This window comes from Amycolatopsis magusensis, assembly GCF_017875555.1.
GTDB lineage: Bacteria > Actinomycetota > Actinomycetes > Mycobacteriales > Pseudonocardiaceae > Amycolatopsis > Amycolatopsis magusensis.
Genome location: NZ_JAGGMS010000001.1, coordinates 751,477 through 775,953, shown reverse-complemented (window position 1 = coordinate 775,953; position 24,477 = coordinate 751,477). Strand labels below are relative to the sequence as shown.

General features: G+C 69.9%; 22 protein-coding genes. 9 read left to right on the top strand and 13 right to left on the bottom strand.

Features of this window, described 5'->3' with window-relative positions:
• The first annotated feature begins 121 nt into the window (after positions 1 to 121).
• On the top strand, positions 122 to 976 hold the full coding sequence (locus JOM49_RS03670) for a coiled-coil domain-containing protein (protein ID WP_209662959.1): 855 nt from the start codon (positions 122 to 124) through the stop codon (positions 974 to 976).
• Here JOM49_RS03670 and JOM49_RS03665 read toward each other — a convergent pair.
• Positions 963 to 2,384, bottom strand: coding sequence for an FGGY family carbohydrate kinase (locus JOM49_RS03665; RefSeq protein ID WP_308158639.1), 1,422 nt, complete (start codon positions 2,382 to 2,384; stop codon positions 963 to 965). The genes JOM49_RS03670 and JOM49_RS03665 overlap by 14 nt on opposite strands.
• A 246-nt stretch (positions 2,385 to 2,630) precedes the next feature.
• Here JOM49_RS03665 and lepB point away from each other — a divergent pair, with 246 nt between their 5' ends.
• Positions 2,631 to 3,422 carry a signal peptidase I gene (gene lepB / locus JOM49_RS03660; RefSeq protein WP_209662958.1) on the top strand — a complete coding sequence of 264 codons (792 nt, stop codon included), beginning with the start codon at positions 2,631 to 2,633 and terminating at the stop codon, positions 3,420 to 3,422.
• Here lepB and JOM49_RS03655 read toward each other — a convergent pair.
• A complete protein-coding gene (locus tag JOM49_RS03655) occupies positions 3,358 to 4,002 on the bottom strand; it encodes a hypothetical protein (protein ID WP_209662957.1) in 645 nt (214 codons plus the stop codon). The two genes, lepB and JOM49_RS03655, sit on opposite strands and share 65 nt — an antisense overlap.
• Before the next feature lie 164 nt (positions 4,003 to 4,166).
• On the opposite strand from JOM49_RS03655, the gene JOM49_RS03650 reads away from it, so the two are divergent.
• Positions 4,167 to 5,015: an NAD(P)-dependent oxidoreductase gene (locus JOM49_RS03650; protein WP_209662956.1), complete on the top strand. Its 849-nt coding sequence runs from the start codon at positions 4,167 to 4,169 to the stop codon at positions 5,013 to 5,015.
• Between the two features lie 2 nt (positions 5,016 to 5,017).
• Here JOM49_RS03650 and JOM49_RS44010 read toward each other — a convergent pair whose 3' ends face one another.
• The 8 genes from JOM49_RS44010 to JOM49_RS03610 all read right to left on the bottom strand — a co-directional run bounded on the left by JOM49_RS44010 (position 5,018) and on the right by JOM49_RS03610 (position 12,816).
• Positions 5,018 to 6,358 (bottom strand): Fic family protein, encoded by a 1,341-nt coding sequence (locus tag JOM49_RS44010; RefSeq protein ID WP_209662955.1) that lies wholly within the window; start codon positions 6,356 to 6,358, stop codon positions 5,018 to 5,020.
• 222 nt (positions 6,359 to 6,580) lie between these two features.
• A complete protein-coding gene (locus JOM49_RS03640; protein ID WP_209662954.1) occupies positions 6,581 to 8,017 on the bottom strand; it encodes an MBOAT family O-acyltransferase in 1,437 nt (478 codons plus the stop codon).
• A gap of 68 nt (positions 8,018 to 8,085) precedes the next feature.
• Entirely contained in the window at positions 8,086 to 9,042 is a 957-nt protein-coding gene (gene rlmB / locus JOM49_RS03635; protein ID WP_209662953.1) for a 23S rRNA (guanosine(2251)-2'-O)-methyltransferase RlmB, read from the bottom strand.
• 2 nt (positions 9,043 to 9,044) lie between these two features.
• The gene (cysS, locus tag JOM49_RS03630; protein WP_209662952.1) at positions 9,045 to 10,430 is read right to left on the bottom strand and encodes a cysteine--tRNA ligase; all 1,386 of its coding nucleotides are present in this window, start codon (positions 10,428 to 10,430) and stop codon (positions 9,045 to 9,047) included.
• 47 nt (positions 10,431 to 10,477) lie between these two features.
• Complete coding sequence (locus tag JOM49_RS03625; protein ID WP_282773224.1) at positions 10,478 to 11,164, bottom strand: HAD family hydrolase; 687 nt, start codon at positions 11,162 to 11,164, stop codon at positions 10,478 to 10,480.
• 4 nt (positions 11,165 to 11,168) lie between these two features.
• On the bottom strand, positions 11,169 to 11,642 hold the full coding sequence (gene ispF, locus JOM49_RS03620) for a 2-C-methyl-D-erythritol 2,4-cyclodiphosphate synthase (protein WP_209662951.1): 474 nt from the start codon (positions 11,640 to 11,642) through the stop codon (positions 11,169 to 11,171).
• Positions 11,639 to 12,295, bottom strand: coding sequence for an IspD/TarI family cytidylyltransferase (locus JOM49_RS03615; RefSeq protein WP_209662950.1), 657 nt, complete (start codon positions 12,293 to 12,295; stop codon positions 11,639 to 11,641). The genes ispF and JOM49_RS03615 overlap by 4 nt, the downstream gene beginning before the upstream one ends.
• Before the next feature lie 29 nt (positions 12,296 to 12,324).
• A complete protein-coding gene (locus tag JOM49_RS03610; RefSeq protein ID WP_020669809.1) occupies positions 12,325 to 12,816 on the bottom strand; it encodes a CarD family transcriptional regulator in 492 nt (163 codons plus the stop codon).
• Positions 12,817 to 13,115: 299 nt separating this feature from the next.
• On the opposite strand from JOM49_RS03610, the gene JOM49_RS03605 reads away from it, so the two are divergent.
• The 6 genes from JOM49_RS03605 to JOM49_RS03580 all read left to right on the top strand — a co-directional run bounded on the left by JOM49_RS03605 (position 13,116) and on the right by JOM49_RS03580 (position 18,456).
• On the top strand, positions 13,116 to 13,958 hold the full coding sequence (locus tag JOM49_RS03605; protein ID WP_209662949.1) for a copper chaperone PCu(A)C domain-containing protein: 843 nt from the start codon (positions 13,116 to 13,118) through the stop codon (positions 13,956 to 13,958).
• A gap of 43 nt (positions 13,959 to 14,001) precedes the next feature.
• The gene (radA, locus tag JOM49_RS03600) at positions 14,002 to 15,375 is read left to right on the top strand and encodes a DNA repair protein RadA (protein ID WP_209662948.1); all 1,374 of its coding nucleotides are present in this window, start codon (positions 14,002 to 14,004) and stop codon (positions 15,373 to 15,375) included.
• A 108-nt stretch (positions 15,376 to 15,483) separates the two neighbouring features.
• On the top strand, positions 15,484 to 16,122 hold the full coding sequence (locus tag JOM49_RS03595) for a C39 family peptidase (protein ID WP_209662947.1): 639 nt from the start codon (positions 15,484 to 15,486) through the stop codon (positions 16,120 to 16,122).
• 193 nt (positions 16,123 to 16,315) lie between these two features.
• Positions 16,316 to 16,963, top strand: coding sequence for a C39 family peptidase (locus tag JOM49_RS03590; RefSeq protein ID WP_209662946.1), 648 nt, complete (start codon positions 16,316 to 16,318; stop codon positions 16,961 to 16,963).
• 140 nt (positions 16,964 to 17,103) lie between these two features.
• Complete coding sequence (locus JOM49_RS03585; RefSeq protein WP_209662945.1) at positions 17,104 to 18,183, top strand: WD40/YVTN/BNR-like repeat-containing protein; 1,080 nt, start codon at positions 17,104 to 17,106, stop codon at positions 18,181 to 18,183.
• Positions 18,184 to 18,456, top strand: coding sequence for a MoaD/ThiS family protein (locus tag JOM49_RS03580; RefSeq protein ID WP_308158638.1), 273 nt, complete (start codon positions 18,184 to 18,186; stop codon positions 18,454 to 18,456). It abuts the gene before it with no gap.
• Between the two features lie 393 nt (positions 18,457 to 18,849).
• On the opposite strand, the gene otsB is transcribed toward JOM49_RS03580, so the two are convergent.
• The 3 genes from otsB to JOM49_RS03565 all read right to left on the bottom strand — a co-directional run bounded on the left by otsB (position 18,850) and on the right by JOM49_RS03565 (position 24,476).
• On the bottom strand, positions 18,850 to 21,378 hold the full coding sequence (gene otsB, locus JOM49_RS03575; RefSeq protein ID WP_209662944.1) for a trehalose-phosphatase: 2,529 nt from the start codon (positions 21,376 to 21,378) through the stop codon (positions 18,850 to 18,852).
• Between the two features lie 46 nt (positions 21,379 to 21,424).
• Entirely contained in the window at positions 21,425 to 22,861 is a 1,437-nt protein-coding gene (locus JOM49_RS03570; protein WP_209662943.1) for an alpha,alpha-trehalose-phosphate synthase (UDP-forming), read from the bottom strand.
• Positions 22,862 to 22,949: 88 nt separating this feature from the next.
• Positions 22,950 to 24,476: a threonine/serine exporter family protein gene (locus JOM49_RS03565; protein ID WP_209662942.1), complete on the bottom strand. Its 1,527-nt coding sequence runs from the start codon at positions 24,474 to 24,476 to the stop codon at positions 22,950 to 22,952.
• Between the last annotated feature and the right edge of the window lies 1 nt (position 24,477).

Here is a 24,477-nt window from a genome sequence, read left to right as displayed (position 1 = left end):
CGCGACGATGTCGTCGAGGATGGCGCCCACGGACCCTCCACTCGTTGGCCGCGCGACAACAGTAACCGATACCCCAGATGGCGGTATGGGCTGCGAGCCCTCGCGTCACTACAGTGCACGAATGGTTGCTGCCGACAAGACCGCCCCGGCTCCGGCTCCCGGCCCCGCCCAGTTCGAAATGACTCGCCGCGGATACAACCAGCGTCAGGTCGACGAGCGCTTTTCGCGCATGTCGGCCGACCTGAAAGCCGCTTCGCGAGGTCGTGATGAGGCGCTGGCTTCGGTCGCCGAGTTGTCCAAGGCGCTCAGCTACGCGCAAAAGGAACTCGATGACGCAAAGGGCGGTCTCGCCCGGCTGACCGCGAGCCCCACCGGGGCCTCCGCGATGGCCGAGCGGGTCCGCATGATGATGCAGCTCGCCGAGGAGGAGATCGCCGAGCTGCGCGCGAAGGCGGAGGAAGACGCCGCCGCCACCAGGGAAGAGGCCGACAAGTACTCGCGCGACGCCCGCCGCGCCGCCGAACAGCTGGCCAAGGACCGCACCGCCGAGCACGAGCAGCTGCTCGCCGACGGCCGCGCCGAGATCGAGAAGCTCAACGAGGCCGCCGCCGAAGACCGACGCAGGCTCGACGAGCAGGCGCAGGGCCGCCGCGACGAGGCCGACCAGAAGGCCACGGAGGAGCTGCTCGCCCGCAAGTCCGAGGCCGAAGCCGCGCTGGAGAAGCAGGAGTCCGAGGTCATGGCGCAGGCGCAGAGCCTGCTCGCCGACGCCGAGAAGAAGCTCGCCGCGGCCACCAAGGACCGCGAACTGGCGCTGGACCTGCGCCGCCGCGTCACCGAACGGATCAGCGCCGCGCAGAGCGCCGTGCTCGAAGCGGTCAAGCAGCTCGGCCCGCCCGAGCCGGAGGAAACCGAGCAGGCCCAGGCGCCGGTGAAGACCCCGTCGCCGAAGCCGTCACCGGTCAGCTCGTCGTGACCGCGTGAAGTTCGTCGTCGATCCAGCCACGATCGTGTAGTTCGCGGCAGAACCGGTGGTAGTTGGCCGAGAGCGCCGGCTGCTCGGCCACCACCGGTTCCACCAGCGTGCCGCCGCCGGTCGCGCGCAGCCCACCGGGCCGCACGCCGGCCGCGGCCAGCAGCGCCGCGCCGTAGGCCGGATCCCCGTGCGGGGCCACCTCGATGACCAGTCCGGTCAGGGTGGCCCTGAGCTGTGTCCACAGCAGACTGCTGGTGCCGGGGCCGGTGGTCAGCAACGGTCCGGTGGGCTCGATGCCCAGCCGCCGCAGGTGGTCCAGCGCGAGCCGCTCGACGAAGGCGGCGCTCTCCAGCCGGGCGCGGTGCAGCTCCACCTCGTCCGCCGGTTCGGCCGTGGTGTGCTCGCGGCTTTCCCCGGTGGTCCGGCTTTCCCGGTAGACCACCAGCTCGGCGGGCCCGCGGGCGGCAGCCGCCTCGTCCAGCCGCTCGGTGTCCTGGAACGGTTCCGCGCCGAGGTCCGAGGTACCGCCCGGCAACCACCAGCCGTTCGGGTGCCGGTGGTTGTGCAGCGTCCCGCTGGGATCCGGCACCAGCGCCTCGGTCACTCCTTTGAGGACATACGTCGGCCCGAGCAGGGCGGCGAACCGGCCGGGGGAGATCGCGCCCGCGGCGATCTGCCCCGCGCAGCTCGCGGTCATCCCGGCCACCACGGGGCAGTTCTTCGGCAGGCCGGTCAGCGCGGCGGTGGTGCGGGAGACGGTGCCGAGCACGGTCGCCGGGGCAGCCACCTCCGGCAGCCACTTCGACGGCACCGCGAGGGCGTCGTGCACCTCGCTCGCCCATTCACCGGCGAGCGGGTCGTAGCCGGTCCACAGCGCGTTCGCGGCGTCCACCGCGACCCGTGAACCGGTGAGCTGCTGCCCGATCAACTCCGGCACGTGCCGGATCCCGGCTGCTTCGCGGGCGTGCTCGGCGAGCCAGGCGACGCGGCCCAGCGCGGCCGTCGGCGGCAGGCTCAGCCCGAGCGCCGCCCAGCGGGAAGCGCCGAGTTCGGCGGCCCGGCTGTTGAACTCGGCGCCGCGCAGGTCGTCCGGGAGCAGCGCCGGACCGGCGGCCAGTCCGCGCCGGTTGACCGGGACGATCGTCCCCGAAGTCGCCGTGACCGCCACCGCGCCGATCTCCGCGCGCGGCAGGTCCGCGGTGACCTGGCAGAGCGCGCGCTCGACTGCGGGCCACCAGGTACGGGGGTCGTGCTCGCTGCGCCCGGCGCCGCGGCGGACCGGGGCGGGCAGCGGGACCAGCGTCGAGGCGAGAAGGTGGCCGTCTTCGGCGACCGCCAGTGCCTGGACCCCCGGGGCACCGAGGGTCGCCACGCCGATGCCGATCGTGATCGAGGTCAGAGTACTCACCGTGCCGAGTCGCCGTTTCGCTTGATTCTCGCAGGTTTGCCCGGCGGTGGCTGCCCGAACACTCGCTTTCCGCCGTTGAACAATGTGTTGACCCGCATAGGTGAGTAGGGCAAGCAACCTTCTGAGCTTTGCCTGAGACTTTCGCTACGGTTCTGTCGCGACCCCACTATTTTTTGCCGGTCGCCGATATTTTCTCGCTGGCGATCTTCGAGCGGGGTGAATGTGGTGCCTGGGGTTGGTGGGGAATTGTCGAACTCGGACGTCCGGCCGTGGTGGTGGCGGGGCGCGCCGTTCATCCTGCTGCCGCTGGTGATCATCGGCGGCTTCCTGGTGGCGTTCGGTTTCCTGCACCCCCGCATCACCGCCGCGCTGGCCGATTCGGACCAGGCCGTGCGGACCGCCGCCGAAGACGGCTCGATGGGCGCGGCCTACACCCCGGGCAGCCTGCTGCTCCTGGCCGAAGCCGGGGAGGTGCACCGCGGTGACGTGGTCGTGGTGGACGCCGGCGCGTGGCAGCGGGCGGGGCAACTGGTCAGCCGGGTGATCGGTCTCGGCGGTGACACCGTGGTCTGTTGTGACCAGCAGGACCGAATGACCGTGAACGGAATTTCCGTGCACGAAGAGTACCTCGGCCCGGATCTCGGGGCTTTCCCCTTTTCGGTGAATGTGCCGCCTAATTCCGTGTTCCTGCTCGGGGACAACCGGGGAAACGCGTTCGATTCACGGGCATTCGTGGACACCCCGGAACTCGCCGCGCTGCCGCTGACCGCGATTCGCGGCCGGGTGGTCGCCGAGCGGGTGGGCGACGAAGATCGGAGCCTGCCGCAGTCCGCCGCCTTCGTCGCCGCGGGCCTGGCCGAGCCACGACCCCCGGAAGCCCCGCCGGGCCCCCTCACCTGGGCCGTCACCACGGGCATCGGGTTCGGGGCCGCCGCCGTGCTGATCGGTGTGGCCATGGTCGTCGCGCGTGGGCTCAGGAAACGAGCTTCCGGTGGTCCTCGTGCAGTCGCGTCGGACGCGGCAGATTCGGCTTCTTGATCTCGGCGAGCGCGGCTGGCCCGAGGCGCTGGCGGCGGGAGAAGCCGTACTGCTGGGTGTCGGTGACCTTGCTGAACTCGAGGTCGTCCGGCTCCACGCCGATGCCGTAGGCGAACAGGTACTCGTCGTTCAGCGCGTCGGAGAAGGCGCACCAGGCGCCGGCGAAGCGCCACACCTTGGCGGCGAGGAGTTCGCCGTCGAGTTCCCAGGAGGCGTTCTCCCAGCGCGCGTGGTTGGCCGCGGCGTGCTCGACCTCGCCGACCACCGCGTCCAGCACCGGCTCCGGGCGCTGGTCGGGCGCGCCGGGCAGGGTGAAGTTGGACATGGCGAAGGCGGCGGTGAAGGCCACCTGGCTGAGCCGGTCCGCGCCGGGGGCGGTGTGCAGGTCGTCGTGGCGGGCGCGGGCGGCCGAGCCGGTGAAGACCGCGGCCGCGTTCGAGAAGTGCCCGAGCCAGGCCGCCCAGAGCGGCTCGCCGACCTTGCCCTCGAGCGCGGACAGCCAGCGTGAGCCCTGCCAGGAATCGCTCAGGCCGTAGAGCGCGAAATCGAGCGGGGGAGAATCGTCGACGCGGTCGGGCATAACTCGGAGTTTCCTTTCCGGTGCCGGTCGACGGGCGGACCCGGATCTTCTCATTCCGGTGTGGAGCGGGCAACCAGCCCCCGGTCGACGGCCGGGCTTTACCTCGACCTTGCTTGACGTCCTACGGTCGCTGAAGTGCGACGACTTCGGAAGGAACGTGGATGATGAGCATCACCGTGCTGGGTCTGGGTGAGATGGGTTCGGCGCTGGCCGCCGCCTTCGTGGCGGGCGGGCACCGGACGACGGTGTGGAACCGCACGCCGGGCAAGGCGCCGGCGGGTGCGCGGGAGGCCCCGACGGTCGCGGAGGCGGTCGCCGATGGCGGCCTGATCGTGGTCAGCGTGAAGGGCAACGCGGTCGCGCAGTCACTGCTGGCTTCGGCGGGCGACCTCCGTGGACGCTCGGTGCTGAACCTGACGGACGGCACCTCCTTCGAAGCCAGGGAGGTCGCCGAATGGGCGGTTTCAGCCGGGGCTGAATACCTGCACGGGCAGATCATGACCATCGCCCCCGGTATCGGCCACCCGGACTCGGTCATCTTCTACGGCGGTTCGGCCGAGGTCTTCGATCGTTACCGGTCCACTTTGGACCTGCTGGGCGGCCGCGGCACCCACATCTCCACCGACGCGGGTGCCCCCACCCTGTACGGCATGGCCGTGCACGACACCATGTGGGGCGCCCTGAACGGCTTCCTGCACGCCGCCGCCCTGCTGACCGACGCAGGCATTCCCGTCGGTGATTTCATGGCGAACGCCGCCCCCTCCATGTCCGCCCTCCTGGGCCACCTGCCCATGCTCGCTTCCGAAGTGGACAGTGAGCGGTACGCCATCGATTTCGGTGCCCTGCAACACCACCTGCCCTCGGTCGACGACCTGCTCCGAGAAAGCGCGGCCCGCGGCATCAACGTCGACTTCCCCGCCTACACCCAACGCCTGGTCACCACGGCCATCGAAAACGGCCACGCCCACGACAGCTATTCGCGCCTGATCGACCACTTCCGCAAAGCCGGATGAGACTATTTGCTGAGCTTCTCCACGAGGCCGGGAGCCGGCAGCCAGGCGAACTTCTTGCCCGCTTTGACACGCAGCAGGAAGCCTCGCTCCTCGAGTTGGCCGAGATCCTTGCGGGCCGTCTCCTCGGACACCCGATGGCTGCGGCCGTGTGACCTCGCCGTGTAGTTCTGGCCGGGGTTCTTGACCGCGTTGTCGAGCACAGCGACCTGCCGGTGGTTGAACTCGCCGGGGAGGGTGGCCAAAGATTGTTGGATGAGGCGAGCCTCCTCCATTTTGGCCGACAGGTGCTGTTGCAGGTCCTCGATCGCCCGTTTGAGCACGTCGAGGTGGTAGAGGAAGAAGTAGGTGAGGTCGTTGGTGTCCTGCTCGGTGTGGAGGAAGCTCCGGGCGTACCGAGCAGGCGCTTTCCGCAGTATTTTGGACACCGTGAGGAACTCGGTGAGCCAGAAACCCTGGTTGAGCATCGACCAGTAGAAGAGTGTGCGCGCGGTTCTGCCGTTCCCGTCCTCGAAGGGGTGTTCGTACCCGATCATGAAATGGATGGTGAGTGCGCGGAGTACCGGTGGCAGGTAGGCGGAGCCGGTTTCGCCGTTCGCGAAGTCGCACAGCTTTGCCATGCGCTCGGGCAGCAGTTCGGCAGGCGGGGGCCGGTGCAGCAACTTGTCCGTCTCGTCGAGCACGTTGATCCGCTCCTCGTCCGGCGACTGGAAACGGCCGGACGCCGCCGGATTCTCGAGCGTTCCCTCGGTGACGATGCGGTGTATCTCGCAGATGAGTTCCGGGGTGAGCTCTTCGTCCCGGAGTTCGCCGATGCGAGTCATGGCGTGGTAGTTGTTGACGATCATTCTTTCGCTGACCGTGACGGGTTCGCGCCCGCTGCGAAGCATCTCCTTCGCCACGCTCCGTTCGGTCGAGGCGCCTTCCAGTTGGCTGGAGGTGATCGCTTCTTCGATCAAGGAGCTGATCAGGTACCGGTCGCGGGTGTCGTGATCGGTGACCTGTTCGCTGATGCTGATCTGCCCGCTGGCGTTTCTCGTGATCTCCTCGGACAGGCGCAGCACTTCGTCGGGTAGGGCGTAGGCGAAGGGTTCGCCCTGCACGTCGGCCAGCGGGATCTGACGCAGGACGCTGTTCCGGCGCAAGCGCGTGGCCAGCCACCATTCCTCCACGTCGAACCCCTCCGGCGGGGCGCGGAAGCGCAGTTCGTCCCATGGCAGGTACGGCGCCTGGCTGATGTTGATGGGGCGGTACCGGGTCAGCAGTTCGAGCAGGCGCCGGGGCTTGTCCTGCTGGAGCCGGTTGAGGAGCGTGGACAGGTCGGGCGGCGGCATCGGGGTCTTCACGAGTCACCGTCCTCCCGGGTCGCGGCAGCAGGTCCAAGCCAGTCTACGACTTGGCGCAACTGCATCTTCAAGCTTCCGCCAAGTTGCGCCAACACTGGGCGCAGGCACTTTGCCCACCAGATGTGCCCTTCATAATGCGCTCACTGACTACATGTGCCACCCAGAAGTTACGCCAACCTTGCACCAAGTTCTGCCAACACTTGGCGCAACCCGACCAGGTCGTCAGAACTGGTAGTAGAGGAACGGGCTGAAGGTGCCCGTGGCCACCAGGATCGACGCGTACACCAGGCCCACCGTCATCACCGCGATCCGCAACCCGGTGGCCGGTTTGCTTCGGGAGGATTCCAGCAACGGGCCGGTCACCGGGTGTGCGGGCAGGAACACGACGACCATCGCGACCAGCAGGAGCACCAGTCGCTGGTTCGTCAGCGCCGAGGCGACCACGTCCGTCAGGCCGTCGAAGTCGGGCAGGAGCATGTGCCCGATCATGTTCAGCGCCCGCGGCAGGTCCGCCGACTTGAAGAACACCCAGCCGAAGACGACCAGCACGAAGGTCAGTGCGCGCCGGGCGATCATGGCGTAGCGGTCGGCCGGGGCGGCCGACCAGCCGAAGGCGCGTTCGATGATCAGCAGCGCGCCGTGGAAGGCGCCCCACACCAGGAAGGTCCAGTCCGCGCCGTGCCAGAAGCCGGTCAGGACGAACACGATGCACAGGTTGCGGTACGTCTTCCCCGCACCACCACGGTTACCGCCCAGCGGGATGTAGACGTAGTCCCGGAACCACCGCGACAGCGACATGTGCCACCGCCGCCAGAACTCGGTGATGGTCACCGACGAATATGGCCGCGCGAAGTTCTCCGGCAGCCGGAACCCGAGCATGCGCCCCAGCCCGATCGCCATGTCCGAATAACCCGAGAAGTCGAAGAACAACTGCAGCGTGTACCCCAGCGCCCCCAACCACGCCACCGCGAACGTCATGTCACCCGGCGGCGTGGAAAAGCAGGCGTCGACCATCGGGCTGATCGAGTCCGCGATGATCGTCTTCTTGCACAGCCCGAGCGCGAACCGCGGGAAGCCGGCGGCGATGTCGTCGAGCCGGTGCGACCGGTGCTGCGGCAGCTGGTCGGCGATCTCGCGGTACCGCACGATCGGCCCGGCGACCAGCTGCGGGAACATCGAGATGTACGTCGCGAACGACACCGGGTTGCGCAGCGCCTTCCGCTCACCGCGGTAGATGTCGACCACGTACGAGATGTGGTGGAAGGTGTAGAACGAGATCCCGATCGGCAGGGCCAGCTGCACGATCGGGAAGTCACCGCCGAGCGCCTGCGCGAACCACGCGATCTGCTCGGTGGCGAACCCCGCGTACTTCCACACCACCAGCATGCCGACGTTGAAACCGATGACGCACAACAACAGCACGCGCCGCCGCGCGTCCCGGGTGCGGTCCCATTCGTGCGGCTCCAGCGACGGCCCGGCCAGGTAGTTCAGCACCATGCACGCCAGCAGCAGCAGGGTGAACACCCCGGCACCGCTGGCGTAGAAGATCAGGCTGCCGACCGCGATGATGCCGTTCCGCCAGCTCCGCGGGCACACCAGCACGGCGACCAGCACCGCCGGCATGAAGTACCACAGGAACAGCGGCGAAACGAACGACATGGCCGAGCGGCTCCCCCTGGTGACGTGTCAGTTCTGTGACCTTAGCCGAGGGGAACCGGCGTCAGCGGTCAGATCCGCCCGGTCACGCGCCGCAGTCGAGCCACTTCGGCCAGCAACACCCCGGCCGCCACCGAGGCGTTCAGCGATTCCACGCCCGCCGCCATCGGGATCGACACCGTCGCGTCGCAGGTTTCGCGCACCAGCCGCGACAACCCGCGGCCTTCCGAGCCCAGCACGATCACCAGCGGGTCGGTCGCCAGGTTCAGCTCGTCGATGTCCATCGAGCCGTCGGCGTCCAGGCCGACGATCATCAGGCCTTCCTGGGCCCACGACTTCAGCTGCCGGGTCAGGTTCGTGGCCATCGCCACCGGCAGCTTCGCCGCCGTGCCCGCGCTCGTCCGCCACGCCACCGCGGTCATGCCCGCGCTGCGACGGCCCGGCAGCACGACCCCGTGCGCGCCGAACGCGGCCGCCGAGCGGATCACCGCGCCCAGGTTGCGCGGGTCGGTCACGCCGTCGAGCGCCACCAGCAGCGGCGGCTCGCCGGAGTCGCGGGCGGTGACCAGCAGGTCGTCCGGGTGCGCGTACTCGAACGGCGGCACCTGCAGGCCGAGGCCCTGGTGCATGGCCCGGTTGGTCTTGCGGTCGAGTTCCTCGCGCGGAATCTCCAGGATCGAGATGCCCTTGTCGCCCGCCATCCGCACGGCCTCGTTGACGCGGTCGTCGGTCTCGATGTTGAGCGCCACGTACAGCGCGGTCGCCGGCACGTTCGCGCGCAGCGCCTCGACCACCGGGTTGCGCCCGGCGATCAGCTCGGGGGCGTCGGCCTTCTCGGCGCGGCTCTTCGCCGCGCGCGCGTTCGCCGCGGCCTTCCGCTGCTTCGGGTGCCCAGGGCGCATTTCGGCCTTGGGGGTCGGGCCCTTGCCTTCGAGCCCCTTGCGCCGCTGGCCGCCCGAACCCTTGACGGCACCCTTCTTGGTGCCCTCCTTGCGAATCGCGCCGCGACGCTGGGAGTTGCCTGCCATTGCTACGAGTCCTTAAGGGTCCACTGTGGACCATTGGGGGTGTCCTCCACCGAGACACCCGCGTTGAGCAACCACGCGCGCACCGAATCCGCGAGCGTGAAGTCCTTTTCCTTGCGCGCCTGCTGCCTGGTCTCCAGCAGCCCGCCGACCAGATCGGCCAGCGCCTGGTTGGCCGGGCTTTCCTGACCGGCCGCCCAGCGCGGGTCGAGCGGGTCGAGCCCGAGCACGGCGGTCATCCCGCGCACCGAAGCGGCGAGTGCACGCGCCCGCTGGTTATCGCCGGAGTCCAGCGCCGCGTTGCCGTCGCGCACGGTGTTGTGCATCACGGCGAACGCCTGCGGGGTGGACAGGTCGTCGTCGAGCGCCGCGGTGAATTCCGCGGGCAGCTCGCCCGGTTCGACCGCGCCGGTCGCGCCCGCCACGCGCCGGAGGAACTGCTCGATCCGGCGATACCCTTGCGCCGCCTCGGAAAGCGCCGCGTCGGAGTACTCGATGGTCGAGCGGTAGTGCGGCTGGATCAGGTAGTAGCGCAGTTCGACGGCGCGGTAGTCGCGCAGCATCTCCGGGATGGCGACCACGTTGCCCAGCGACTTCGACATCTTCTCGCCGGACATGGTCACCCAGGCGTTGTGCAGCCAGAAGCGGGCGAACGGGTCGCCCGCCGCGTTCGACTGCGCGCGCTCGTTCTCGTGGTGCGGGAAGACCAGGTCGACGCCACCACCGTGGATGTCGAACTCACCACCGAGGTACGCGGTGGCCATCGCCGAGCACTCCAGGTGCCAGCCGGGCCGTCCGTCACCCCACGGTGTCGGCCACGACGGCTCGCCGGGCTTCGCACGCTTCCACAGCGTGAAGTCGCGGGGGTCGCGCTTGCCCTCACCCAGGCTCTCGCCCTGCTGGACGTCGTCGAGCTGCTGGCCGGAGAGCGCGCCGTAACCGTCGAAGGACTTCACCGAGAAGTACACGTCGCCGCCGGCGGCGTAGGCGTGCCCGCCATCGATCAGCCGCTGCATCAGCTCGATCATCTGCGTCACGTGGCCGGTGGCCCGCGGCGCGATCGAGGGCGGGAGGCAGCCGAGCGCGGTGTAGGCGTCCTCGAAAGCGCGCTCGTGCGTCGCGGCCCATTCCCACCACGGCCGGTCGTTCGCCGCCGCCTTGGTGAGGATCTTGTCGTCGATGTCGGTGACGTTCCGCACGAACAGCACGTCGAGTCCACTGTGGACAAGCCAGCGGCGGAGCACGTCGTAGTTCAGCGCGCCGCGGACGTGCCCGATGTGGGGAACCCCCTGCACGGTGGCACCACACACGTAGATCGACGCCGTTCCGCTGCGGGCGGGCTGGAACTCCCGCGCACTCCTGGACGCCGTGTCGTATAGGTGTAGGGCCACGCCGAAATGGTACGGGCTCGCCGTGACGGTGGTCGCACCGATGCGGGTCAGAGCAGCTGGTGGGTCCTCAGCGCGGTCAGCAGGGCGTCCGGGCGCTCGGTCGTCGGCAGCGGGTCGACCAGGGCGAACGCGCAGCCCAGCGCCCGCGCACCGCCGTCGGCCTCCTCGGCGTCACCGATCATCAGCGCCTCCGGACCGGTGACCCCCAGCTGGTCGAGCGCGGCCTGGAAGATCTCCGGCTGCGGTTTGATGGCGCCGACCTCGAAGGACAGCACGAAGGCGTCCACGTAGGCGTCCCAGCCGCGGGCGGTGAAGGCCGGGCGGATGTCGAAGGCGATGTTGCTGATCACGGCGACCTTGACGCCGCGACCGGCGAGCCCCTTGAGCACCGCCTCGGTGTCCGGGTACGGCGTCCACATCGCAGGATCGATCAGCCGGGTGTAGAGCGCCTCGCGCTGCTGCAGGTTCGGCACGCCGGACTGGCGCAGCACGTCGAGGTAGACCTTGCGGTGCAGTTCGACGTCGAGGTCGCGGTTCTCCCAGGCGTGCTGGTGCTCGTCGTCGAAGTGGGCCACCTGCCCGACCGGGGCGGTCATCCGCCGCATCAGCTCGGTCTGGGCTTCGAGGTCCAGCGGTGCGCCGCCGTCGTCGGTGAGGTCGGTGAGCCAGGTCTCGTCCTGCTCCAGCCGGAAGACGGTCCCCGAGAAGTCGAACATCGCCGCAGTGATCGTCACGGCGTCAGGCTACCGGGATCAGCAGGGCGGTGGCGATCGCCGCGATCCCCTCACCGCGGCCGGTCAGGCCGAGGCCGTCGGTGGTGGTGCCCGCCACACTGACCGGCCCGCCCGCGGCTTCGGACAGCACCTTCTGCGCTTCGTCGCGGCGCTTGCCGATGCGCGGCGCGTTGCCGATCACCTGGACCGCCGCGTTGCCGACGGTGAACCCGGCTTCCTCGACCCGGCGGCGGGCTTCGGCGAGCAGGTCGACGCCGTGCGCACCGGCCCAGCGGGGATCGCCGGTGCCGAAGACCGCGCCGAGGTCGCCGAGACCCGCGGCGGAGAGCAGGGCGTCGCAGAGCGCGTGCGCGGCGACATCACCGTCGGAATGCCCGGCGCAGCCGTCCACGCCTTCCCAGTGCAGACCGGCGACCCAGCAGTCGCGACCGGCTTCCACCGGGTGCACGTCCACACCCTGGCCGACTCTGGGGATCAACGGGAGCCTCCGGTGGCTTCGGCGAGCGCCGCCTCGGCGAGCGCGAGTTCGAACTCCGACGCCAGCTTGGCGGCGTCGGGATGACCCTCGATCAGCCGGACCCGCGCGCCGAGCCGGTCGAGCAGCCGCTCGGGGCCGTGCTCGGCGAGTTCGGGGCGCAGGTCGGCGTGGAAGGCCATCGGGGTCTGCAGGGTGCGCAGGCGCGCGCGATCACGGGTGCCGGTGATGCGGGCCCCGGCGTCGACCAGCTTGACGGTGTCGGTCATCGGCAGCACGGGAACGGCGGCAGGCGCACCACCTTGCACGGCCGTGACCACCGCTTCGACCAGCGAGGCCGGGGTGCGCGCGCGGGTGGCGTCGTGGATCACCAGCACTTCGGAGGGTGTTCGGCCGACCACGTGCACGGCCCGCCGGAGTGACTCGCTACGATCCGCGCAACCGCGAAAAACCCGGTACCGGCCAGCGGCCTCGGGTACGACTAGAACCGCCGACTCGCTTTCGGCGAGCCGACGGTCCGAATCCAGCACTATCGTCAGATCTACACAGCCGGAACAGATCAGGCCACGAACCGCATGAGTGAGCAGTGCTTCGCCGCGCAGGGACGCGAGCGCACCCTGGCTGGTGTCCGCGACGAGCAGTGCCGCATGGTTCATCGCCGTGAGCTGACCGGTGGTTCCGCCGCTCAGACCGCCGCGGTTTCCAGAACCTCGTCGAGCAGGACCTCGGCCTTGCCTTCGTCGGTGCCCTCGGCCAGTGCCAGTTCGCTCACCAGAATCTGCCGTGCCTTGGCCAGCATCCGCTTCTCGCCTGCCGACAAGCCACGGTCCTTCTCACGCCGCCAGAGGTCGCGCACCACTTCGGCCACCTTGTTCACATCGCCGGAGGCGAGCTTCTCGAGGTTGGCCTTGTACCGACGAGACCAGTTCGTGGGCTCCTCGGTGTGCGGCGCACGCAACACGTCGAACACGCGATTCAGACCGTCCTGCCCGACGACATCCCGCACGCCGACGATCTCGGCGTTGTCTGCGGGCACGCGAACGGTGAGGTCCCCTTGCGCGACCTTGAGGACGAGGTATTTCTTCTCCTCGCCCTTGATCACGCGGGTCTCGATCGCTTCGATGAGTGCGGCACCGTGGTGCGGGTAGACGACGGTCTCTCCGACCTTGAAAACCATGTGTCCTCTGCCCCTTTCGCTATCACCATCCTAGCACGGCTCGACTGACACCATCTAGCGCCCCGAGTTCCGTCGTCGCAGGTCAGCGGCCGGATCGTGGGCCGGACGGGGGTTGACAAACGTGCATTTCCCATGCTCATGCAGGTGAGCCGCAAATCGCGGCCCGGCCGCCGGGAAATCCACTTAGGACCATTGATCTTCGAATCCGCCGCGCACAACGGGCCACCGGGTTCGGCCGCGCGCGGGAGGCCGGGCTACCCTTCGCGGGGAATCAGGACGCGCAGGAGGGACACGAGACCGTGAGGCAGCAGAAACGACGCGTGCTCGGCGTGGCCGCGCTCGGCCTTGGCGCGGCGCTGGCGCTCGCGGGCTGTGGCGCCGGTCAGATCACCCAGACCGACACCCAGCTGCCCGCCGTCACCGGTGGCTTCGCCGACCTCGGCAAGCTCGCCGTCCGTGACGCGAAGCTGACCTTCCCCGGCGAGGCCGCGTACTACCCGGCAGGCGCCGACGCCCCGGTGGAACTGGTCGTGGCGAACAACGGCCCCGCCGACGACGAACTGGTCGCGGTCACCGCCGAAGGTGCCACCGGCACCGAGATCCAGGGCTTCAAGGCGGTCGTGGCGGGCAGCAAGCTGACCGTCAGCCCGATGGCGAGCCTGCCGCACGACCACGGTGCCGCCCCGGCGACGCCCGTGGCGCCCCCGGCCCCTTCCTCGTCTTCGCAGCAGCCGCCGTCTTCGCAGCAGCCGCCGTCTTCGCCGCAGGCGTCGTCGAGCGGTCCGGCCCAGCCGCCGGCCTCCGGTTCGCCCGCCCCGCCGCCCCCGCCCCCGCCCGCGGACGCGGTCGAGGAGCACCCGGTCGGGCACGCGGTGATCAACCTGCTCGGCCTGAAGGCGCCGGTGTACCCGGGTCAGACCCTCAAGGTCACCCTCACCTTCCGCAACGCCGGTTCGGTCGTCGTCGACGTGCCGATCGCCAGCTCCACCCGGCCGCGCCTCGAGCACGGCGGCGAAGGTGAGCACGGCACCGACCACGGTGGCGAGCACGGCAACCAGGCCGGTGCCCCCGCCGAGCACGGCGCCCCGCCCGCTTCCCACTCCGGCCCGATCGAGGGCGAGCACGAGAACCACGGCGGTTGAGGTCTTCGAAAACTGTCGGTGCTCGTCGCTAGCGTGAGCGCCCGTGGCTAAGAAGAGCAGTACCTCGTACCGCTGCGGCGAGTGCGGTTACGAGGCGGCCAAGTGGGTCGGCCGGTGTCCCGAGTGCCAGGCCTGGGGCTCGATCGAGGAGCGCGGGGACGCGCGTCCGGCGATCGCGCGCATCGTGGCCGGCGCGCCCAGCGCACCCGCGCGGCCCATCGGCCAGGTCGACGTCGAAGCCGCCAGGGCCCGCCAGACCGGTGTGCCCGAGTTGGACCGCGTGCTCGGCGGTGGACTGGTACCCGGTGCGGTGATCCTGCTCGCCGGTGAGCCGGGTGTCGGCAAGTCGACCTTGCTGCTCGAAGTCGCCTACCAGTGGGCCGCCGGCAAGGCCGGCGAGCACCCTTCCCTGTACGTCACCGGCGAGGAGTCCGCAGGCCAGGTCCGCCTGCGGGCCGAACGCACGGGAAACGTCCACGAACAGATGTTCCTCGCTGCCGAGAGCGATCTCGGCGCGGTCGTCGGCCACGTCGACGACGTCAAGCCCGGTGTGCTGATCGTCGACTCGGTCCAGACCATGTCCTCCCCGCAGGCCGAGGGCGCGCCCGGCGGGGTCACGCAGGTGCGCGCCGTCACAGCCGGGCTCGTCGCGCTGGCCAAGGAACGCGGGCTGCCCATCATTCTCGTGGGGCACGTCACGAAAGAGGGGTCCATCGCCGGGCCGCGCGTGCTGGAGCACCTGGTGGACGTGGTCCTCCAGTTCGAGGGCGACCGCCACTCCACGCTGCGCATGGTGCGCGGGGTGAAGAACCGGTTCGGCGCCGCCGACGAGATCGGCTGCTTCGAACTCAAGGACAACGGCATCATCGGCGTGCCCGACCCGTCCGGGTTGTTCATGAACCGCACCACCGAGCCGGTCTCCGGCACCGCGATCACCGTGGCGATGGAGGGCAAGCGCCCGCTGATGAGCGAGGTGCAGTCGCTGGTCGCCGAATCGACGCTGCCGCAGCCGCGCCGCGCGGTGAGCGGGCTCGACTCCTCACGCGTGCAGATGGTGCTCGCGGTGATGGAGCGCCGCGCCGGGCTGCAACTGGCCAAGCGCGACGTCTTCCTGGCCACGGTCGGCGGCATGAAAATCACCGAACCCGCCGTGGACCTGGCGCTGGTGCTGGCGATCGCCTCCTCGGTGGCCGACGTCGCGTTGTCGCCGCGGCTGGTCGCGGTCGGCGAAGTGGGGCTGGCGGGGGAGATCCGGCGCGTGTCCAACGTGGGCAAGCGCATCGCCGAGGCCGCCCGCCTGGGCTTCACGCACGCGCTCGTGCCGCCGGACTCGGGCAAGTTCCCGCCCGGCATCCGGGTGCTCGAGGTCGCCGATGTCGGCCTGGCGCTCTCGGCTGCCGAGCACGCGCGCGCCTGAGTATTTCGGCTCTGCCTGAAACGTCTTGTGCACCGTTGCCCGCTTTCTTCAGGATGTCCGCTATTCGACGGAAAATAACCGACGAAGTAACTGGGGAAGGAGCAACAAGTGCAGCGTAGAGGTTTCCTCCGGGCGGTCGTCGGGGTCGCCGCGGCGAGTGCGCTCGTCCTGCCGGGTGCCGCGTTCGCCTCGGCCCCCGCCGCGGTCGCGCCCTCCGACGTCCGGGTGGCCGGCGCCAAGTCGCTCAACGTCCAGTACCAGGTCCAGGAGACCGGTTACTGGTGCGGCCCGGCGGCGGCGCGGATCGCGATGTCCGCGCGGACCGGCGCCCTGCCCTCGCAGGGCGACCTGGCCGCCCAGATGGGCACCACGGAGAACGGCACCGACCACATCGGCCAGATCGCGAACGCGCTCAACGCCAACCTCGGCACCACCTGGTACGAGGTCAAGGAGATGCCGAACGACCCGCCGTCGCAGGCGCAGAAGGACCTGCTGTGGCAGGACATCGTCACCGACGTCGACAACGGCTACGCGGTGGTCGCCAACATCGTCGCCCCGCCCGGCAACCAGCCCCCCGGCTACCCGCCGGACCAGACGATCTACCACTACTTCACGGTGATCGGCTACAACAGCGACAACATGACGGTGCACATCGCCGACTCGGCCAACTTCGGGGGCAACCAGATCTACTGGCTGTCCTTCGACCAGCTGGCTTCGCTGATCCCGCCGAAGGGTTACGCGGCCTGACCTGAACGCGTGCGGCGCTCCCGGTGGAATTGCCACCGGGGGCGCTTCGCCGTGCGCGGAACAAAAACCAATACCTACTTTGGTAGGGGGCCGATCGGGTGACACCGGCGACACGGGTCGGCATTTTCCGGACTATTTCCCACGTGTGACGGAAACCAACCGGCAACGCACTGGGGAAGGAAACTCCGAAATGATGAGACGCAAGGTTCTCGCCGTGCTCACCGCGGTGATCGCGGGAATCAGCACCGCGCCCGCTCTCGCTTATGCCGCACCCGCCGCTGTCACCTCCCGCCCGGCCGAAACGGCCGAGGTGGACATTTCGAAACTGCCCGCCTTCGTCGAACTCAACGTGCGCCACGAGTGGCAGCAGACGGGCTACTGGTGCGGCCCGGCCGCGACGCGGATGGCGCTGTCCGCGCGCATGTCCAACCCGCCGTCCCAGGCCAGCCTCGCCCAGCAACTTCCCACGCACACCGGGGGAACCGACCACATCGGCCAGGTCACCAGGGTGCTGAACAACAACCTCGGCACCGGCTGGTACGAGACCAAGGAGATGCCGAACGACCCACCGACCGCGGCCCAGCGGAACCTGCTCTGGCAGGACATCGTGCTCGACATCAACAACAATTACCCGATCGTGGCCAACATCGTCGCGCCGGCGAACAACCACCCGCCCGGGTACCCGAACTACACCGTCTACCACTACTTCACCGTGACCGGTTACAACAGCGACAACATGACGGTGAAGATCGCTGATTCGGCCGGCTTCAGCCAGGGCGTCTATTGGCTCAGCTTCAACCAGTTGGCGACGCTCATTCCGCCGAAGGGGTATTCCGCGTAGAACTGTTTCAGCCTCAATTGAAACCGCGTGACAGGAACCGGACGCCGTCGTTAGCATGCCGCGACTTCCGGCGTCCGGTTTCTGTCGGTGCCCCGGCGTAAGCTCCCGCCTGTGATCCGAACCACACTGGGAGGCGACTGATGGAAGCGCTGCTCGCGATCGGCACGCGCAAGGGGCTCTGGCTGGCCAGGAGCTCGAACTCGCGGGCCGACTGGACGGTCACCGGCCCGCACCTGCCGATGACCGACATCTACGCGCTGGCGATCGACACCCGTGGCGGCGCGCCGCGGCTGCTCGCCGGGGTGATGAGCCAGCACTGGGGGCCGGGGGTGGCCACCAGCGACGACCTCGGCGCCACCTGGCAGGAGCCGGAGCAGGCGCCGATCGCCTTCCCGGAGGACACCGGGGCCGCGCTGGAACGGGTCTGGCAGCTGACGCCCGCGCCGGAGCCGGACGTGGTCTACGCCGGGGTCGAGCCGTCGGCGTTGTTCCGCTCGGCCGACGGCGGCAAGTCCTTCGAGCTGGTCCGCGGGCTGTGGGACCACCCGCATCGTCCACAGTGGACGCCCGGCTTCGGCGGCATGGCCATCCACACCGTGCTCCCGCACCCGACCGAACCGCGGCGGCTGACCGTGGCGATGTCCACCGGCGGCGTCTACGACACCACCGACGGCGGGCAGACCTGGGCGCCGGCCAACCAGGGCATCCACGTCAAGTTCCTGCCGGAGGAGTACCCGGAGTTCGGGCAGTGCGTGCACAAGGTGGCCCGGCACCCGGCGCGGCCGGACCGGTTGTACGCGCAGAACCACCACGGCGTGTACCGCAGCGAGGACCACGCGAAGAGCTGGCAGTCGATCGCCGACGGGCTGCCGTCGGACTTCGGCTTCGCCATGGTGGTGCACCCGCACAAGCCGGAGGTCATCTACAACTTCCCGTTGCAGGCGGACGAGCACCGCTTCCCGCCGGACGGGCGCTGCCGCGTCTACCGCAGCGAGGACGGCGGCGACCACTGGACCGAGCTGTCCGGCGGCCTGCCCGACAGCGGCTTCTACTCCGCGGTCCTGCGCGACGCCATGTGCGTGGACGACGCCGACCCGGCGGGCGTGTACTTCGGCTCACGATCGGGTGAGGTCTGGGCCAGCGCCGACGAGGGGGACAGCTGGCAGCGCGTGGTCGAGCACCTGCCGGACGTGCTCTGCGTGCGGGCCGCGGTGATCTAGGTGGTCCAGGTCCACCTGCCGTCGATGCTGCGGCCGATGGCCGGGGAACAGACCGTGCTGGAGGTCCAGGGCGCCACCCTCACGGCGGCCCTGGACGAACTGCGCACGCGGTACCCCGCACTGGAACGCCGGCTGCGGGACGAGTCGGGCGCCCTGCGGCGCTACGTCAACTTCTACGTCGACGGCGAAGAATGCCGCCGCCTCGCCGGCCCCGACACCCCCCTCACCCCGCACACCGAACTCATGATCATCCCCTCCGTAGCCGGCGGCTGACCCCACCCAACCGCGAACCTCGGCCACCCGAACGCAAGTTCCACCCACCCGAACGCGAGGTTCACCCACCCGAACGCGAGGTTCACCTGCCCGAACGTGGGGTTCACCTACCTGAACGTGGGGTTCACCTGCGCGAACGTAGAACTCGGCTGCACGAACGTCCCTCTCACCAAGTGGACCCCCACCCGAACCCCACACTCACGCACCCGAACCTCACGTTCAGGCGCCCGAGTCTCACACTCAGGTAGCCGAGTTGCACGTTCAGGCGCCTGAGTTCCGCACTCGGGTAGCCGAGTTGCACGCTCGGGCGGGCGAGGGCCACGCCGGGGGTGTGCGGTTTGGGTGGGTGGGGTGGGGTGGGGTGGGCGTGCGGGAGGCACGCCCACCGGGAGGTTATTGGGCCAGTAGGTTGGCGCAGCGGATGAGGCCGATGTGCGAGTACGCCTGCGGGTGGTTCCCCAGCGACCGTTCCGCGATCGGGTCGTACTGCTCCGGCAGCAGGCCGGTGGGGCCCGCGGCGTCCACCAGCTGCTCGAACAGTTCTTCCGCCTCGGTCCGCCGTCCGGTGAGCAGGTAGGCCTCGACCAGCCAGGCGGCGCAGATGTGGAACCCGCCTTCGCTGCCGGGGAGGCCGTCGTCGCGGTGGTAGCGGTAGACGGTGGAGCCGCTGCGCAACTCGGCTTCGATGGCGGTGACCGTGGACTGGAAGCGCTGGTCGCCCGGGTCGATGAGGCCGGTGAGCCCGACGAACAGCGACGCCGCGTCCAGGTCGGTGCCGTCGTAGGCGGTGGTGAACGCCTGCACCTCGTCGTTCCAGCCGTGCTCCAGCACGTCGGCGGCGATGGCGTCGCGCAGGCTGGGCCACGCCGCGGGGATCTCCCGGTCGTAGATCTCGCCCAGCTTGATCGCGCGGTCGATGGTCACCCAGCCCATCACCCGGGAGTACACGCGGTGCCGCGGCACGTGACGCTCTTCCCAGATGCCGTGGTCCGGCTCGTTCCAGCGCCGGGTGACGGCCTCGGCCATCGCCCGCACCATCTGCCAGTCCTGGTCACGCAGTTCCCCGCGTGCCTCGGCCAGGGTGACCACCAGCTCCACCACCGGCCCGAACACGTCCAGCTGCACCTGGTGGTTCGCCAGGTTGCCGACGCGCACCGGCCGCGAACCCGCGAACCCGGGCAGCGACTCGATCACCGCTTCGGCGCCGATCACGCTGCCGGACAGCGTGTACAGCGGGTGCAGCCGTTCCGGGCCCGCCAGCGTGGCCAGCACCCCGTGCAGCCAGCGCAGGTAGCCGTCGGCCTCGTCCAGCGAACCGAGGGTGACCAGCTCGCGAACGGTCATCGCGGCGTCGCGGATCCAGCAGTAGCGGTAGTCCCAGTTCCGGACGCCGCCGATCTCCTCCGGCAGCGAGGTGGTCGCCGCGGCGAGCACGCCGCCGGTGTCGGTGTTGCACAGCCCCCGCAGGGTCAACGCCGAACGCGACACCAGTTCCGGCTGCACGGTCGGCACCTTCAGCGTGGCGGCCCAGTCGCTCCAGTACGCCCCCGCCCGGGCCCGGCGGTCTATTTCGGACAGTTCGTGCGCACCGAGATCCGTGGTGCCGCAACGGAGTTCCAGGACGACCGGGCGTTCCGGCTTCGGCTCCACCAGCGCCACGGCGGTGTCGTGCATGCCGTCGGAGTTGATTTCCCAGCGGACACCGGGCGCGCGCAGCACGATCGGCTCCGAGGTGCCCAGCACCCGCAGGCCGTCCTCCTCGGTGACCAGCCGCACCGGCACACCGCCGAACTCCGGCCGCGGCGCGAAGACCACCTGAGCCGCGGCTTCGCCGGAGATCACCCGGACGATGTCGGTGCGGTGCGGCGGGCTGTCCGGCTCGAGGTAGTCGGTGACCAGCAGCCGCGACCAGCGCGTCTCCACGGTCATCGTGTTCGGCAGGTACCGCTGGCCCAGCGGCAGGCCGTTGCGGTGCGGCTTGATCGAGAAGTGCCCGGCACCCGGGCCGCCGAGCAGGTCGGCGAAGACCGCGGGCGCGTCCGGGCCGGGGTGGCACAGCCAGGTCAGCTTGGCGTCCGGGGTCAGCAGCGCCACCGAGCGCTCGCTGGCCAGCATGGAGATCCGCTCGATCGGCGGCGCCTGCTCGCCGTAGAGCCAGTGCCGCCGCTCCTCGAGCAGGAAGGCGAGCACGGTGGCCACGTCGACGGTGTCCGGAACCCGGTAGGTGGCAAGGCTTTCCCCGTCACCGACCTTGACCCCGAGGTCGGGGCCGGAGAGCCGGGCGAAGGCCTTCTCGTCGGTGACGTCGTCGCCGAGGAACACCGCGGCGGTGGCGTTGACCTGGTGGCGCAGCGTGTCCAGGGCGCGGCCCTTGTCCGTCTGCACCACGGCCAGTTCGACCACCTCCTTGCCGTCGGTGGTGGTCACCCCCTGCCAGGTGCACGGTCCATTGTGGACAGCGGCGAGCACCCGGCGGCCGGCGTCGTACTCGGCGCGGCGCACGTGCACGGCGATGCTCGCGGGTTTCACTTCTAGGGAAACACCTGGAACATCGAGCACCAGCTTCTCGAGTTCGGCTTCGAGCTTGCGGTGCAGCTCTCGGGCCTTCGCGTCGAGCGCGTGCACGAAGCCGATGTCGAACTCGGAGCCGTGGCTGCCCACCAGGTGGACTTCCGCCGGGAGCCGGGAAAGCGTGGCGAGATCGCGCAGCGCGCGGCCGGAGATGACCGCGGTGGTGGTTTCGTGCAGGCCGGCAAGTGATCGCAGGGCACCGACCGACTCCGGAAGGGGGCGGGCCTCGTCCGGGTTGGACGTGATCGGAGCCAGCGTGCCGTCGTAGTCGCAGGCGACCAGCAAGCGCGGCGTCCGCGCGATCTGCACGATCGCACGCCGCAGCTCGGCGGGCAGGGCCTCGGCGGTCAACACTCCTCCTAGGAGCAGGTACGTGGGGTATGGGAGTTGGGCGAGTTCAGGCGGAGGGCTCGGACCCGAGTGCTTCCAGGAACGAGCGCGCCCAGCGGTCGACGTCGTGGGTGAGGACCTGACGTCGAAGCGCGCGCATTCTCCGTCTTCCCTCGGCCGGGTCGAGCGTAATGGCAGCCGCCAAAGCGCTCTTAACCCCGTCGAGATCGTGGGGGTTGACCAGGAAGGCACTGCTCAACTCGGCCGCCGCGCCGGCGAACTCGGAGAGCACCAGCGTGCCCCCGAGGTCGTGGCGGCAGGCCACGTACTCCTTGCAGACCAGGTTCATGCCGTCGCGCAACGGGGTCACCACCATCACGTCGGCGGCGGAGAAGAACGCGGCCAGCTCCGTCCGGTCGACGGACTGGTGCAGGTAGTGCACGACCGGGTGACCGACGCGGGCGAACTCGCCGTTGATCCGGCCGACCATCTGCTCGATCTCGCCACGCATGCGCTGGTAGTGCTCGACCCGTTCACGGCTGGGCGTGGCGAGCTGGATGAACGCCACGTCCTCCGGTTTGACGCGGTCTTCCTGCAGCAACTCGTGGAAGGCCTGCAGGCGCAGGTCGATGCCCTTGGTGTAGTCGAGGCGGTCGACGCCGAGCAGCACGGTCTTCGGGTTGCCGAGGTCGCGGCGGATCTCCGCGGCGCGGTCGGCCACCTTCTTCGTGCGCGCCAGGGTGTCCAGCCCGGCCGCGTCGATCGAGATCGGGAACGCGCCCACGCGCACGGTCCGGTCGCCGACCTGGACCACACCGGGCCGCGACCGCACGCCGACCGCACCACGGCTGGGCTCCAGGCCGATCAGCTGACGGGCCAGCCACAGGAAGTTCTGCGCGCCACCCGGCCGGTGGAAGCCGACGAGGTCGGCGCCGATCAGCCCGCGCACGATCTCCGCGCGCCACGGCAGCTGCATGAACAGCTCGACCGGCGGGAACGGGATGTGCAGGAAGAAGCCGATCCGCAGGTCGGGCCGCAGCTCGCGGAGCATGCTCGGCACCAGCTGGAGCTGGTAGTCCTGCACCCAGACCACGGCGCCTTCGCCGGCCACCTTCGCGCTGGCCTCGGCGAAGCGCCGGTTGACCTTGACGTAGCTGTCCCACCAGGCGCGGTCGAACACCGGCCGGGCCACCACGTCGTGGTAGAGCGGCCACAGCGTGGCGTTCGAGAAGCCCTCGTAGTAGTCGGTCACCTCTTCGGAGCTGAGCGTGACCGGGTGGAGCACCAAGCCGTCGTCGGAGAACTCGTCGACCTCCACGTCCGGCACGCCGGGCCAGCCCACCCAGGCCCCCTTGCGGGAGCGGAGGAAGGGCTCGAGCGCGGACACGAGCCCACCGGGGCTCGCGGTCCAGCGCTGGGTCCCGTCGGCGGAGCGGTCGAGGTCCACCGGCAACCGGTTGGCCACCACGACGAATTCGGCGGCCGTGCTGACAGGCTCGGTCATGGGTCGCAGACTATCGCGCCCCGGCGGGGGGTAGCTGACCAAGAGAGGTGAGACTTGTCCCGGAGGATCACCCGGCTCGCGGTTCCGGCTACTCCACGCGGCCGGTCTTGGGCCGCAGCGGGCCCGCCATCCGGGGGCCTGCCAGCTTGCGCTCGAGCCTGCCGAGGCTGGTGCGCACCGGCTGCGCGAAGTACTCGCCGAGCACCACACCCGCGGCCAGCGCCAGCCCGACCGCCACCGCGGTCATCAGCGTGCCCAGCTCCCCGCCCGGTTCGACGCCCATCTCGTACAGCCCGCGGTAGGTCGACAGCCCCGGCAGCAGCGGGGTGATCCCGGAGACCGCGATGACCAGCGGCGTCTCCTTCAGGCGCCGCGCCAGCACGCCGCCGGAGAACCCGACCAGCGTGGCGGCGACCGCGGAAGCGGTGATCTGGTCCGCGCCGAGCAGGCCCAGCACGCCGTAACCGACGCTGCCGACCGCGCCCGCCGCGGCCGCGATCAGCAGCGACCGCAGCCTGGCGTAGCTGGCCAGCGCGAAGCACAGGGCCGCGCCCGCACCGGCGATCACCATGATCGGCAGGTCCAGCGCGGTGTTGCTGTAGACGGCGGGCGGCGGCGTCTTCTGCACGATCGCGAACAGCGGCGCGGTGTTCAGCGCCAGCACCACGCCGGTGATCAGCCCGGCGGACATCATCGCGACCTCGGTGGTGCGCCCGGCCGCGGTGACGTTGTAGCCGGTGATCGCGTCCTGCACCGCGGAAACCGTGCTCAGCCCGGACAGCAGCACGGTGATCGCCGCGGCGACCACGATGGTCGGTCTCTCGATGGGCAGCAGGTTGGTGTTGACCACCAGCACCGCGGCCAGTGTCGCGATGAAGCCGCCGACCACCTGCTGGAAGAAGAACGGCAGCGCGTACCGGTTGAGCACGCGGCCGACGCGGTCGATCACCGAGCTGATCACGAAGGCGATCAGCGCGGTCGCCCAGTCGCCGCCGATCAGCAGCGAGATGAACGCGGCCATGGCACCCCAGGCCAGGGTGGACACCCAGCGGCGGTACGGGTGCGGCCTGCTGGTGATCAGCTCCAGCTCGGTGTAGGCGTCCTCGGCGCTGACGCGGCCGCGGGTGACTCGCTGGACCAGGCTCTCGGTGTCGGTGAGGCGGCTGTAGTCGAGGCCGCGGGCGCGCACCACGCGCAGCGCGGTCACCGGCGAGCGCTCGGAACCGCGGTGGCAGGTCACCGTGATCGAGGTGAAGATGACGTCGACCTCGCAGTGCGGCAGGCCGAGCGCCGAGGTCAGGGCCAGGATGGTCGCGGTGACGTCGGAGGCGCCCGCGCCGCTGGACATCTGCACCTCGCCGATGCGCAGGGCGAGGTCGAGCACGAAGTTGACGGTGGAGTCGTCCGGCAGTGCGGGACCGATCGCGGTCTCCTGCGTGGCCGCCGGCTGCTCACCGGTGTCGGCCTCGAGGATCTGCCACGCGCGGCTGCGTGGCTCGGAACCGCTGTCGCGACGGCGGCGGCGGGTTCTCGGCGGCCGCTCGTTCGCCGGCGCTTCGAGGATCTGCCAACCGCGCTTGCGATCAGCTGCCCGGCCACGCTGGTTGATCTTCATC